Here is a 12712-nt window from a genome sequence, read left to right on the forward strand (position 1 = left end):
TTGTGCGCCCTACAGCTTGCCGATCTGGCGGTCGATGGCCTTGCGCGCCCGTTCGCTGCGTTCGCTGTAGCGGTCGGTCAGGTAGTCCGTGCGGCCGCGCAGCAGCAGCGTGAATTTGTAGAGTTCCTCCATCACGTCGACGAGACGGTCGTAGTAGGCGGACGGGCGCATGCGGCCGGCGTCGTCGAATTCCTTGTACGCCATCGGCACCGACGACTGGTTCGGGATCGTGAACATGCGCATCCAGCGTCCCAGCAGGCGCAGCGTGTTGACCACGTTGAACGATTGCGAACCGCCGCAGACCTGCATCACGGCGAGCGTGCGTCCCTGGCTGGGCCGTACCGCGCCCTGTTCGAGCGGAATCCAGTCGATCTGGTTCTTCATGACGGCCGTGACGGCGCCGTGGCGTTCCGGGCTGCACCACACCTGGCCCTCGGACCACAGGCATAGTTCGCGCAGTTCCACGACCTTCGGATGCGTCTCCGGCACGCTGCCGACCATCGGCAACTCCATCGGGTCGAAGATCTTCACGTCGGCCCCGAAGTGTTCGAGGATGCGTGCCGCCTCGTACGTGAGGAAGCGGCTGAACGAGCGCTCGCGCAGCGAGCCGTACAGCATCAGGATGCGCGGCGGATGATCGAGGCTGCCGACGGGTTCCAGCCTGGCTTGGGTGGGCAGGTCGAGGCGTTCGAAATCGATGTTGGGCAGGTTGTCCATGATGGGTCGTGTCAGGAAAGCCGCAGCGCCAGCGCGGCCAGCGTCACGAGCAGGATCGGCAGGGTCAGCACGATGCCGGTGCGGAAGTACTGGCCCCAGGAAATACGGATGCCCTTGTCCGCCAGCACGTGCAGCCACAACAGCGTGGCCAGGCTGCCGATGGGCGTGATCTTCGGACCGAGGTCGCAGCCGATCACGTTGGCATACACCATCGCCTCGCGCACGGCGCCGGTGGCGGGAACGGCGTCGATCGCCAGTGCGCCGACCAGCACGGTGGGCATGTTGTTCATGATGGAAGACAGCAGGGCGGTCGCGAACCCGGTGCCGAGCGCGGCGCCCCAGGTGCCGTGCGCCGCGCTGCGCGCCAGCAGCGCCGTCAGGCCGTCCGTGAGGCCGGCGTTGCGCAAGCCGTAGACCACCAGGTACATCCCCAGCGAGAACACGACGACCTGCCATGGGGCACCCCGCAGCACGGCGCGCACGGAAATGACATGGCCGCGCGCCGCGACGGCCAGCAGCACGAGGGCGCCCGCCGCGGCGACCGCGCTGATGGGCACGCCCACGCGCTCCAGCCAGAAGAAGCCTGCCAGCAGCAGCGCCAGCACATACCAGCCGGCGATGAAGGTCGCGCGGTCGCGGATGGCATCCATCGGGCGCTTGAGCTGGGCGAGGTCGTAGCGGGCGGGCAGGTCGCGGCCGAAGTACGCGACGAGCGCGGCGAGCGTCGCCAGCACGGCGACGATATCGACCGGCACCATGACGGCCGCGTAGCGCGCGAAGCCGATGCCGAAATAATCCGCCGACACGATGTTGACGAGGTTCGACACGACCAGCGGCAGGCTGGACGTGTCGGCGATGAAGCCGGCCGCCATCACGCACGCGAGCGTGGCGCGCGGCGGGAAGCGCAGCGCGGCCAGCATCGCGATCACGATCGGCGTGAGGATCAGCGCCGCGCCATCGTTCGCGAACAGCGCTGCGACGGCCGCGCCGAGCAGCACCAGCAGCACGAACAGCCGCCGGCCGTACCCGCCGCCCCAGCGCGCCACGTGCAGCGCGGCCCATTCGAAGAACCCGGCGCGGTCGAGCAGCAGGCTGATGACGATGATGGCGACGAACGCGCCGGTGGCGTTCCAGACGATGTGCCAGACGACCGGGATGTCGTCCACGCGGATCACGCCCGCGAGCAGCGCGACGGCGGCGCCGGCGGCGGCGCTCCAGCCGATGCCGAGGCCGCGCGGTTGCCAGATGACGAGGATCAGCGTGGCGAGAAAGATGAGCAGCGCCGGCAGCATCACGGCGTCGATCCGCCCAGCTTGCCGATATGGTCGAGCGCCGCCTGGAATGCCGCGCGGTCGCCGGCCAGGCGGTCGAGGGGCAGCGCCAGGAATGCCTCGATGCGCGCGCGCAGGATCGCGTAGGCCTGTTCGAACGCGGCATCGATCTCGGCTTCCGTGCCGGTCACGTGGCTCGGATCCTCCACGCCCCAGTGCGTGCGCAGCACCGGGCCGAGGTAGGCCGGGCAGGTTTCGCCGGCGGCGCTGTCGCACACGGTGACGACGACGTCCGGCGTGACGGGCAGGCCGTCCCACGATTTGCTGTAGTAGCCGTCGGTCGGGATGCCCTTGGCGGCCAGCAGGGCGAGCGCGCGGGCGTTCAGCCGGCCGGTCGGGTGGCTGCCGGCGCTGAGGGCATGCCAGCCGACGGGGGCCAGGTGGTTGAAGACGGCTTCGCTGATCAGCGAGCGGCAGGAGTTGCCGGTGCAGAGAAAGAGTATGTTCATGGAGATAAGAGTCAGCAGCAGGAGGTGTCGCGCGAGCAGGGCGTGCCGCCGCAGCAGTTTTCGGTGAGGAAGCCGACAAGGGCGTTCATCGAGTCGAAGCGGGCGGCATAGATGACGAAGCGGCCCTCCTGGCGCGGGACGACGAGGCCGGCGTGGGTCAGCTCCTTCAGGTGGAACGACAGCGACGAGGGCGGGACGCCCAGCGCTTCCGCGATCCTGCTGGCGGCAAGTCCGTCCGGCCCGGCCTGCACGAGGAGCCGGAAGGTCGCCAGCCGCGATTCCTGCGCGAGGGCGGCGAGGGCCGCCACCGCTTCCTTGTTGTCCATGGTCGCTCCGCTTTTCAATTCGATAATTCGATTATAGTCGAAATGACTTGACATGGTCGAGCGCGGGAATCTATTCTGTATTCGTCGAATAACGAATAAAGGAGAGAACGACGATGGACACGAACGAACGACAACTTACGGTCGCGGTGCTGGGCGCCGGTCCGGTGGGCCTCGCGGCCGCGGCGCACCTGGTCGCGCGCGGCCTTACGCCCCTGGTGTTCGAGGCGGGCGCGGCGCCGGGTGCGAACCTCGCGACCTATCGGCACGTGCGCCTGTTTTCGCCATGGCGGTACGACGTGGACAAGGCCGCGCGCCAGCTGCTGGAGCGCCACGGGTGGACGGCGCCGGCTCCCGACGCCCTGCCGACCGCCGGCGAACTGCTCGACGACTATCTGGCGCCGCTGGCCGCCACGCCCGAGATCGCGCCGCACCTGTTGTTCGGCCACCGCGTCACCGCGCTCACGCGCGCCGGCTTCGACAAGGTGAAAACGAAGGGCCGCGAGCGTGCGCCGTTCGTCATCCGCGCCGACACGGCCGCCGGCCCGCGCGCGTACCTGGCCGACGCGGTGATCGATGCGACCGGCACGTGGTCGCATCCGAACCCGCTGGGGGCGGACGGCATTCCCGCGCTTGGCGAAGCGGCGCTGGCCGCTCGCATCGATTACGGCATGCCCGACGTGCTGGGGGCCGCACGCGCCCGGTTCGCGGGGAAGCGGATCCTCGTCGTGGGCGCCGGACATTCCGCGGCCGGCACGCTGCTCGCGCTGGCCCGGCTGGCGCAGGACGACCCGGCGACACGGATCGTGTGGGCGACGCGCGGCAGCCGCCTCGACCGGGTGTTCGGCGGCGGCGCCGCGGACGGCTTGCCGGCGCGCGGCGAACTCGGGATGCGCCTCAAGGCCCTGCGCGACGCGGGCGGCCTGGTATTGCGCCAGGACTTCCGCATCCAGGCCCTGGACGAAATCGATGGGCGGCTGCGGGTGACGGGTGTCCCGGTGGACGGTACGGTGCCGGTGATCGACGGCATCGACCGGATCGTCTGCGCGGCGGGCGCCCGGCCCGACCTGGGCCTGGGCCGGGAACTGCGCGTACGTCACGATCCCTGGCTCGAGAGCACGGATGCGCTGGCGCCGCTGATCGATCCCAACGAACACAGTTGCGGCACCGTCCGGCCGCACGGACACCGCGAGCTGGCGCACCCGGAGCCCGGCTATTACGTCGTCGGCGCCAAGAGTTACGGCCGCGCGCCGAATTTCCTGCTGGCGACCGGATATGAGCAGGTGCGTTCCGTCGTCGCCGCGCTGGCGGGCGACCTGGCGGCCGCCGACGACGTCCAGCTCGACCTGCCGGAAACAGGCGTCTGCAACACGCGGCTGGCCTTCGACGACGCCGCGCCAGGGCCGGCGGACGGGTGCTGCGGCGTGGCTCCGACGGCGGACGCCGCCTGCTGCGTGCCGGCGCCGGCCGCGGGCGGTGCGTGCGGTTGCCGTCATCCCGCCCCGACGGGCTGCTGCGCCTGACCGGAGTCCGCATGCGCCGCCCATCGACGACCGTCGGCATCCTCGCCGTGACCCAGATCGTGTCCTGGGGTTCGCTGTATTACGCCTTCACCATCCTGGCGCCCGGCATCCGGCGCGACCTCGGCCTCGCGCCGGAGGTGGTGTTCGGCGCGTTCTCGTGGGCGCTGCTCGTCGCCGGGCTGGCCGCCACGCCGGTCGGCATCCTGCTGGACCGTTACGGCGGCCGCGCCATCATGGCGGGCGGCTCGTTCCTGTGTTTCCTGGGGTTGGCCTGGCTCGGCCGCTGCACGGGCGCGGTGTCGTACTACGCCGCCTGGACGCTGGTCGGCCTGGCGATGGCGCTGACGCTGTACGAAGCCGCGTTCGCGACGATCCAGCGGCAACTCGATAGCGGGGCAAGGCAGGCCATGTCGACGCTGACGCTGTTCGGCGGCTTCGCCAGCACGCTGTTCTGGCCGTTGACGGCGTGGCTGCAGGCGTCGCATGGATGGCGCGACACGTACCTGTTGTACGGGATCGTGCAACTCGCCGTGTGCATGCCGCTGCACCTGGGCCTTGGCGCCAGCGCGCCCGCAGTGACCCGCGCCGGTCCGGCGCGCGGACACACGCTGGCGGAAGCCGTGCGGCATCCCGCGTTCTGGACGCTGGCGCTGGCATTCGCGGCGAATACCTGTGTCTTCTCGGCGCTGGCGGTCCACCTGATTACGCTGTTCGAACGTCTTGGCCAGGCGAGGGAGACTGCGGTGCTGCTGGCCGCGCTGATCGGTCCGATGCAGGTGGCGGGACGCGTGGGCGAGATGGCGTTCGCGCGGCACACGGCACCGCAAACGGTCGGCAAGGTGACGTTCGCGCTGCTGCCGGCGGGCCTGGCCGTCATCGCGCTGGGCGGTGCGCAGGCGTGGGCGGTGGCCGCGTTCTGCGTGCTGTATGGGCTGAGCAACGGCATCCTCACGATCCTGCGCGGATCGTTGCCGCGGGCGCTGTTCGGCCGCGACCACTACGGCGCCATCGCGGGCGCCATGGCCGGGCCGGCATTGTTGTCGAAGGCGGCGGGACCGTTGATCGCGGCCGCGCTGCTGGGCCGCGCCGACGGTCCCGCCCTGCTGCTGGCCGCGCTGCTGGCCATGTCGCTCGCGTCCCTCGCGTTCTACCTGCGCGCAGTCGCGCCGGACAAAACTTTTGACAAGCATCCCGCCTGACGTCTATCCTGCGTTCGCCCAACCACGAACGCACCATGTCCAAGTCCTGCTGCCCCCCGGCGACCGCTCGCGCCCGTACGACGGAATTCGATGCCGACGACCTCGCGCGCATGTGCAAGGCGCTGTCGCATCCCGCGCGCGTCCAGCTGCTGCGTCACCTGATCGATCACGGCGAGTGCTATTTCGGGAACCTGGCCGACGTGTTGCCGCTGGCGGCGTCGACGATCTCGCAGCACGTCACGATCCTGAAGGAGGCCGGCCTGATCGAAGGCTCGGCGGACGTGCAACGGGTCTGCTATTGCGTCAACCCGGACCGGCTGCAGCAGCTCAAGCAGGCGATCGGGGCACTTTAACCCTGTCCGTCCCTGGCCAGGTTCAGTTCCCAATAACCCACGTCGACCCAGCGGCCGAACTTCATGCCGACTTCCGAGAAGTGGGCCACCTTGCGGAAGCCCAGCGCTTCGTGCAGGCCGACGCTGCCGGCGTTCGGCTGGGCGATGCCGCCGATCACCAGGCGCAGTTCGCGCTTGCGCAACTCGTCCAGCAGCGCGCCGTAGAGAGTGCGTCCCAGGCCGCGGCCGGTGCACGTCTTGTCCAGGTAAACCGTACTCTCGACGGAATATCGATAAGCCGGCCGTACGCGCCACTTCGTCGCGTACGCATACCCGGCGAGCGTGCCGTCGACCTCCAGCACGAGCCACGGCAGGCCGGCGGCGCCGACGTCGGCGATGCGCTGGGCCATCTCGGCTTCGCTCACCGCGTCTTCCTCGAAGCTGACCGTCGTCGTCGTGACATAGTGGTTGTAGATGGCGCAGATGCGGGCGGCGTCGGCGGGCGTGGCGGGGCGGATGCGGGTAGCGGACATGGGAATCTTCGAAGTGATGGCGTCGACGATGGTGGGGGGGCGCTAAACGGCTGTCAAGTCATCAATCCAGCATCGCGGGCGAAGGCAATGCCTTGCGTTTGCAAATGGCGATTGCCTCCCACACACTTAGCCCTCGGTCCACCGCCGTTTCCCGTAGCTTCAAGTCGCAGACTTCGATCCGCGGATCCAGCGGTATCCACCAGTCGCGGCCACCGATGACCCGCGGGCCGCTGATCGCTGTGCCGGCGATGCGTTCACCGCCGTACTGGCATACAAGCCATTTCGGGACGTCGTCCGGAAGACTGTAATGCGTATCGGTGCCGTCCTTCACCTCTTCAATGTCACCGTGCAGGGCGCCGTTCCCATGCATCTCGCCCAGATACATGGCGGCGTTGGACAAGACGGTGGCAGGCGTGCCGTTGGGCGGATAGCGCGGCGGGCAGCGATACGTTTGCGCCGTGGCGCCGGCGCAGGATACCGCCAGGGCTGCGTACAGGAGTGTTTTCATGGCACGACCACCACGTAAAAATCGTCTGCCCGATTGGATGGTGTATCGTATTCCGGATACTGTTTTACGTACCATTCGGGAAGAATGGACATCGGACGCAAGCCGGGGTAATGCCGGGTCTTGCCGCTGTACTGGTCGAACATCGTGAATTCGCAGCGCAATTTGTTCGACAGGACCTCGCCATGATAAAACCTGTCGAACAGTCCGGCGTGGTAGCCATGTTCGTTCGGATACTTCCAGTGTCCGCCGATCAGCTTGAAGTTGGCGATGACGGTGCCAGGCAGCAGGAAGGCAAGATCAAGGACACGTGGCCCGCGATGCCAGCGGCCGGTCCAGCCGACATCCGTCAGTTCCTGGGGAAGTCGCGCACACTCTCCGTTTGCGATAAACCGCGGGTTCTTTCTGTAGTCCTCGACCAGCGCGCTGAAGTCTTTTGGATAAATGACGTTACGCTTGGGAAGGTCGTCGATCCACTGGCTCGTGCCTTGCGATCGGTCCATGGCCGGCCTCGTTCAAACGCATTTATGGGCGGCGCAATCCCGGCCGCCCATCGTGTTGCCCTCGACCCCGCCTCGTACGCTTTGCTTGACGTATTCCCATTTGATCTTCGAATACGCCAGGTGCACCATTTCGTTGATCGTGCCGCCCGCGCCGCTATTGAACGTGACACCGGAAATCATCACGTTGTCGAGCGCAAGCCTGTAGTAACAGATCGGCTTTCCGTCGCCATCGGCACGCATGAATTCGAACACGGCATTGGGAATCGTCTTCCCCATCGCGGAGTGTTGATGAAGGATTGGGGATGCGACATCGGCCAGTTTTTCGAACGTGATGTCCGAGAGTGCGGCCCTGCCGGTCGTCATGCCTCCGGCCGTGGAGACGACGGCGGCTCGTGGCTGGTGGACGCTGCCTGTCACCTTGAAGACTTCGATCCATCCCTTATGCTTGTCGTCCGTTGACTCGCCCTTGATGCCGTCGATTTGCAGGTATGCGTCGATTGTCATGATGCCTCCGTCGTTGAGTAACGAGGCATCGTGACAGAGTGCGATTTATGGCGATTTGGCCGGAGTCAACGGATAAACGAACGCGGCAAGCAGTCAGTCCTGGGCTGGCTTTTCGGCGGCTTCCGGATGCCGCACCTCCCACGCCGCCAGCGCTTCCTTGTAATTGGCAAGCAGCATCTGGTAGACGTCGAAGATGCAGTTCGGACAGCCGGAGCCGCAGCAATCTTCCAGCGCGGGTTCGATGGGCGGCAGCGGCCGCGGGTCGGGCAGGGGTGTGACGGGATCGGACATGCGGGCCAGCATACCGCAAACGCGCCCCGCGCGTCGAGTAGGCCTACCCGTTCAGCTCATAGCTGCGCAGCACGAACACCGGCTTGCCGTTGCGCTTCGCGCAGACGCCTTTCATCACTTCGCCCCCGCCCAGGTCCCACGCGAGGGCGCTGCCGGCCGGTTTGCCGGCGCAGGCCGCGTGCGCCTCGGCCGGGACCGGCGGCAGCTTCGGTGGCGGCGGCGGTGCGGGGACGGCCGGCACGCCGGGCACGGCCGGGATGGGCGGCAGGGCCGGCGGGACGCCGGTTTCGCCCACGCCCGGGACGGGCGGTGCGGACGGGGCCGGCGGCGCGGGAGGCGCTGGCGGGGCAGGGGGCACGGGCGGGCCCTTGCACTTGCCGGTGGCCGTCTTGCAGTGGATGCTCACGTGGACGTGCTCGTCCGTGGTCTGCGCCAGCGCGGGCAGCATGACGGCGCCCAGCAGGATGCCGAGGATGGTGGGTTTCATGGTCTTCTCCTTGTCGTGGCCCGCACGACGCGGCGGGCCATGGCGGTATCGTGCACGCCGATTGTGGAGAAAAATGAAGATCGCCTGTCAAAGATCGAAGCGGTAGCCGAGCCCGTAGATCGAACGGATGGCGTCCACGCCCGGCAGCGCGGCGTCGAGCTTGCGCCTGAGGTTCTTGACGTGGGTGTCGATGGCGCGGTCCGTCACGTCGAGGCTCGCGTTGCCCTCGCGCGCGAGGTCGAGCAGCTGGGCGCGCGAAAAGACCTGGCCGGGGCGGCGCACCAGCGCGGCCAGGATGCCGTATTCGGTCGGCGTCAGGTCGAGCGGCTTGCCGTGGACGGCGATGCGGCGGGCGAGCGTGTCGACGGCGACGACCGGCACGGGACGCCCCGCGCGGCGCAGGATCGCCTTGATGCGGGCGACGAGTTCGCGCGGGCTGAACGGCTTGCACAGGTAATCGTCGGCGCCCGCGTCGAGGCCCAGCAGGCGGTCGATTTCTTCCACGCGCGCCGTCACCATCACGACGGGCAGGTCGGCCAGCAGCGAGTTCGCGTCGGCCCGCAGCGCACGGCACAGGGACAGCCCGTCGAGCCCCGGCAGCATCAGGTCCAGCACGACCAGCGCCGGCGGATCGCGCCGCAACGCCTCCAGCGCGGCCGCGCCGTCGCCGCACACGTCGGCCGTGTAGCCGGCCGCGCGCGCATAGTCGGCCACCAGCGCGGCCAGTTCCGGCTCGTCTTCGACGATGACGATGCGCCCGCTCATGCCGGGGCTCCCGCGCGCGGCAGCGCGATCGTGGCGCGCAGGCCGCCGGACGGCGCGTGCGCGAAGGCGAGCGTGCCGCCCTGGGCTTCCACGAGGCGCCGGCACAGCGCGAGCCCGAGGCCGGCGCCGCCGTGGGCGCGGCTGCGCGACGCGTCCACCCGATAGAAACGGTCGCCGAGGTGCGCCAGCGCGTCGTCCGGGACGCCGGGCGCGCTGTCGTCCAGGTGCAGCCGGATGCCGCGGCCGTCCGCATGCGCATGCAGGTGGACGCGCCCGCCGGCCGCCGTGTAGCGCAGGCTGTTCTCGAACAGGTTGGCGAGCACCTGGCGCATGCGGTCGGGGTCCGCCATCACTTGCGCGGCGGCCGGGCCGGGGGCGAGATCGAGCGCGAGGCCGGCCTGCGCGAAGCGCTCCTCGAAGCCGCGCGCCTCGGCGCACGCGAGCGTCCACAGGTCGAGCGCGACCGGCTTGCACTCGAGCGCGCCGACGTCGGCGCGCGCCAGCGCGTACAGCTCGTCGATCAGTTTATTCAGGGCGAGCACCTGGCGCAGCATCGCGTCGAGAGTGTCCGGCGTGGCGCTGCGCACGCCGTCCTGCAGCGCTTCCAGCTGGGCGCGCAGCACGGCCAGCGGCGTGCGCAGTTCGTGCGACGTGTCCGCGACCCATTGGCGGCGCGCCTGCTCCGCGCCGGCCAGCCGGGCCGCGAGGGCGTTGAAGTGGCGCGCGAGGTCGCCCAGTTCGTCGCTGCGCCGCGCGGGGAGGCGCAGGTCGAAGTGGCCCTCGGACAGTGCCCGGCTGCCCGCCGCCAGTTGCCGGATCGGGCTGCGGAAGTGGCGCGCCAGCAGCATGGCGGCGATGGCGCTGAGGGCCACCGCGAGCGCGACGATCTGCCACAGGCTGCTGGTCAGTTGCTGCAGGAAGGCATAGCTCAGCGCGTCGCCGGGACGGGCGTCGCGGACCACGGCCAGGTAGCCGACCGTGCGGCCGTTCACCTCCACCGCGCGCCGGACCGTGGCGGCATCGGGGCCCGGACGGCGGCCGGCGAGCCACGCGCCCTGCGCATCGAGCAGCGAGACGCGGCGCGCCAGCGGCAGCGGGCCCGGGTTTGGAACCTCGGGCAGGCCGGGCACGACGGGGACGTCATGCACGCGCGGGCCGGGCAGCGGCGGCAGCGGCGGGGCCGGCGGCGCGGGCGGCGCGGGCGGAACGGGCGCGACCGGAGCGAGCGGCGCGACCGGCGCGACGGAAGGTAATCCATCTTCGCGCAGCCGCTGCAGGCGCGCGAGCTCCTGCGCGATCCAGTCCTGGCGGTCGGTGGCGGGAATGAAACCCCAGCCGTTGCCGGCGCGGTAACGGCGCGCGAGCGTGGTCGACAGCTCTTCCAGGCGGTCCAGTTCGATGCCGGCGGCGTAGTCGCCGAAGCTGGCCACCACGTTCTGGCGCAGCAGGAATACGGCGCAGGCGGCCACGGCGAGGATCGCCAGCAGGACCGAGGCAAACAAGCGATGACCGATCGAGAATTTCAAGGCGGAATGGGAAGGAATTGGCGAAGAGGCATTTTAGGATAATTAAGTGTGGTAAATACGGCGTGATAGCGCGCGTCTACCCGATTTGGCTGGACAGCATATTGATTTTTCGCGAATGATGACATGTGTCCAGAATGCAGCTATATTTTCCTCTAATAAAAGATCGGCCGGTGAATCAATAGAGCCGAGTACCCGGGAGACAAGTTATGTTGAATTGGTTGAAAACGACGCTCATACCGTCCGCGTCGGCGTTCGCGCCAACCGGACGGTCCGGCATGACGGCCCGCGTGCGCAGCCTCGTGCTGAATGCGCGCGACGGCAGCATCCGCACGGCGATCAACGCGGCGCGCCTGCGCAAGGAGGTCGACCAGTCGCTCGACAAGGCGCGCCAGCAGTACACCGCGTCGCGCGAGCTGGCGGCGTCGGCGCGCGAGGTGACGGCGCTGTCGGCCAGCGTGAAGGCCGGTACGGACGACATCGCGGGGACGGCGGGCCGTAACCTGGCCGTGGCGCGCGCGTCGATGGACGAGTTGTCGCACCTGGAAGCGCGCATGCGCGCGATCGAGGAAAAAGTGGATGGTTTCGCGCGCACCGTCGGGCAGCTGGACCACCATGCCCGCTCGATCAGCGAGTTCGGCGGCATCATCCAGCGCATCGCCAACCAGACCAACCTCCTGGCGATCAACGCCGCGATCGAAGCGGCGCGCGCGGGCGAAGCCGGCCGCGGTTTCGCCGTCGTCGCGGCCGAGGTGCGGCGCCTGTCGCAGCTGGTCAACGAAGAGACGGCCAAGATCGCGGGCGTCAACAGCGAGATGCGCACGCTCGTCGAGTCGACCACCGGCGCCACCCAGGAGATCCTGGACGGCGTGAACGTGTCGGCCCGCGAGGTCGGCCTGGCCGCCGGCCACTTCAAGACCTTCGTCGCCGATTTCGAGCGCATGACGGGCACCGTCAACGAGATGGCCGTCGCGATGCAGTCGCTGGACAGCATCAGCCAGTCGATCGGCCGCCAGGTCACGGACATGGCGACGAATGCGTCGGAGACGGGTAAATCGATGGCCGACGCGTCGCGCCGCGTCGACGAAGTGCGCGCGACGACTGAGGAAATGCAGGGCGTGCTGGCCGAGTTCCGCACGGGCGGCACGGCGTTCGACGGCCTCGTGGAAGCGACGACGCAGCTGCGCGACGCCGTCGGCCGCTGCCTCGCGGGCCACCTGGCGCGCGGCGTGGACATCTTCGACCAGACCTACCGGCCGATCGAAGGTTCGGATCCGCCGCGCTTCACGACGGGCTACGACCGCGCCGTCGAGCGCGATCTGCAGGCGCTGTACGACCGCGTCCTGTCCGACCTGCCGGGGTGCACGTATGCGCTGGCGGTCGACAACAAGGGTTATGCGCCCACGCACAACGGCAAGTTCTCGCAGACCCCGACCGGCCGGCGCGACCACGATCTCGTCTACTGCCGCAATAAACGCATCTTCGACGACCCGGTGGGCGCGAAGCTGGCCGCGAACCGCAAGCCGTTCCTGTTCCAGACCTATCTGCGCGATACGGGGGAGGTGATCAACGACCTGTCCATGCCGCTCGAGATCGGTGGCCGGCATTGGGGGGCGGTGCGGGTCGGGTTCGATTCGTCGAAACTCTAAACACGTCGTTCCCGCGCAGGCGGGAACCCAATTTGCACGCGCTATCGCTGCACATGCAGAACTTGGATCCCCGCCTGC

Annotated in this window: 16 protein-coding genes; 4 read left to right on the forward strand and 12 right to left on the reverse strand. The window is 68.8% G+C overall.

Annotated features, from left to right (window positions below; all coding sequences use genetic code 11):
• Positions 1–9 precede the first annotated feature (9 nt).
• Genes arsH through ACEN98_RS10270 form a run of 4 tightly spaced genes read right to left on the reverse strand, consistent with a single transcriptional unit; the run spans position 10 to position 2823 of the window.
• Positions 10–717, reverse strand: coding sequence for an arsenical resistance protein ArsH (arsH, locus tag ACEN98_RS10255; RefSeq protein WP_413384004.1), 708 nt, complete (start codon positions 715–717; stop codon positions 10–12).
• A gap of 11 nt (positions 718–728) precedes the next feature.
• Positions 729–2009 carry an arsenic transporter gene (locus ACEN98_RS10260; protein ID WP_413385973.1) on the reverse strand — a complete coding sequence of 427 codons (1281 nt, stop codon included), beginning with the start codon at positions 2007–2009 and terminating at the stop codon, positions 729–731.
• The gene (locus ACEN98_RS10265; RefSeq protein ID WP_413384006.1) at positions 2009–2497 is read right to left on the reverse strand and encodes an arsenate reductase ArsC; all 489 of its coding nucleotides are present in this window, start codon (positions 2495–2497) and stop codon (positions 2009–2011) included. Before ACEN98_RS10265 ends, ACEN98_RS10260 begins: the two co-directional genes overlap by 1 nt.
• A gap of 11 nt (positions 2498–2508) precedes the next feature.
• A complete protein-coding gene (locus ACEN98_RS10270; protein ID WP_413384008.1) occupies positions 2509–2823 on the reverse strand; it encodes an ArsR/SmtB family transcription factor in 315 nt (104 codons plus the stop codon).
• 113 nt (positions 2824–2936) lie between these two features.
• Here ACEN98_RS10270 and ACEN98_RS10275 point away from each other — a divergent pair, with 113 nt between their 5' ends.
• Genes ACEN98_RS10275 through ACEN98_RS10285 form a run of 3 tightly spaced genes read left to right on the forward strand, consistent with a single transcriptional unit; the run spans position 2937 to position 5895 of the window.
• Positions 2937–4343 carry an FAD-dependent oxidoreductase gene (locus ACEN98_RS10275; RefSeq protein ID WP_413384010.1) on the forward strand — a complete coding sequence of 469 codons (1407 nt, stop codon included), beginning with the start codon at positions 2937–2939 and terminating at the stop codon, positions 4341–4343.
• Positions 4344–4354: 11 nt separating this feature from the next.
• Positions 4355–5542, forward strand: coding sequence for an MFS transporter (locus tag ACEN98_RS10280; protein WP_413384013.1), 1188 nt, complete (start codon positions 4355–4357; stop codon positions 5540–5542).
• A gap of 35 nt (positions 5543–5577) precedes the next feature.
• The gene (locus ACEN98_RS10285) at positions 5578–5895 is read left to right on the forward strand and encodes an ArsR/SmtB family transcription factor (protein ID WP_413384015.1); all 318 of its coding nucleotides are present in this window, start codon (positions 5578–5580) and stop codon (positions 5893–5895) included.
• Here the strand turns inward: ACEN98_RS10285 and ACEN98_RS10290 are convergent.
• The 8 genes from ACEN98_RS10290 to ACEN98_RS10325 all read right to left on the reverse strand — a co-directional run bounded on the left by ACEN98_RS10290 (position 5892) and on the right by ACEN98_RS10325 (position 10964).
• On the reverse strand, positions 5892–6407 hold the full coding sequence (locus tag ACEN98_RS10290) for an arsinothricin resistance N-acetyltransferase ArsN1 family B (RefSeq protein WP_413384017.1): 516 nt from the start codon (positions 6405–6407) through the stop codon (positions 5892–5894). The two genes, ACEN98_RS10285 and ACEN98_RS10290, sit on opposite strands and share 4 nt — an antisense overlap.
• Positions 6408–6468: 61 nt before the next feature.
• Entirely contained in the window at positions 6469–6915 is a 447-nt protein-coding gene (locus ACEN98_RS10295; protein ID WP_413384021.1) for an STY0301 family protein, read from the reverse strand.
• Positions 6912–7415 carry a BPSL0067 family protein gene (locus ACEN98_RS10300; RefSeq protein ID WP_413384025.1) on the reverse strand — a complete coding sequence of 168 codons (504 nt, stop codon included), beginning with the start codon at positions 7413–7415 and terminating at the stop codon, positions 6912–6914. The genes ACEN98_RS10295 and ACEN98_RS10300 overlap by 4 nt, the downstream gene beginning before the upstream one ends.
• Before the next feature lie 12 nt (positions 7416–7427).
• Complete coding sequence (locus tag ACEN98_RS10305; RefSeq protein WP_413384027.1) at positions 7428–7919, reverse strand: Hcp family type VI secretion system effector; 492 nt, start codon at positions 7917–7919, stop codon at positions 7428–7430.
• A 93-nt stretch (positions 7920–8012) separates the two neighbouring features.
• On the reverse strand, positions 8013–8210 hold the full coding sequence (locus ACEN98_RS10310; RefSeq protein ID WP_413384029.1) for an oxidoreductase-like domain-containing protein: 198 nt from the start codon (positions 8208–8210) through the stop codon (positions 8013–8015).
• Between the two features lie 43 nt (positions 8211–8253).
• Positions 8254–8697 (reverse strand): hypothetical protein, encoded by a 444-nt coding sequence (locus ACEN98_RS10315; protein WP_413384031.1) that lies wholly within the window; start codon positions 8695–8697, stop codon positions 8254–8256.
• Positions 8698–8784: 87 nt separating this feature from the next.
• Complete coding sequence (locus ACEN98_RS10320) at positions 8785–9462, reverse strand: response regulator (RefSeq protein WP_413384033.1); 678 nt, start codon at positions 9460–9462, stop codon at positions 8785–8787.
• Positions 9459–10964, reverse strand: a complete 1506-nt coding sequence (locus ACEN98_RS10325) for an ATP-binding protein (protein WP_413384035.1) — start codon at positions 10962–10964, stop codon at positions 9459–9461. The genes ACEN98_RS10320 and ACEN98_RS10325 overlap by 4 nt, the downstream gene beginning before the upstream one ends.
• 242 nt (positions 10965–11206) lie before the next feature.
• On the opposite strand from ACEN98_RS10325, the gene ACEN98_RS10330 reads away from it, so the two are divergent.
• Positions 11207–12634 carry a methyl-accepting chemotaxis protein gene (locus ACEN98_RS10330; RefSeq protein ID WP_413384037.1) on the forward strand — a complete coding sequence of 476 codons (1428 nt, stop codon included), beginning with the start codon at positions 11207–11209 and terminating at the stop codon, positions 12632–12634.
• Positions 12635–12712: the final 78 nt, after the last annotated feature.

Origin of the sequence: Massilia sp. CT11-137, assembly GCF_047302885.1 — a bacterium.
Classification (GTDB): Bacteria; Pseudomonadota; Gammaproteobacteria; order Burkholderiales; family Burkholderiaceae_D; genus Telluria; species Telluria orientalis.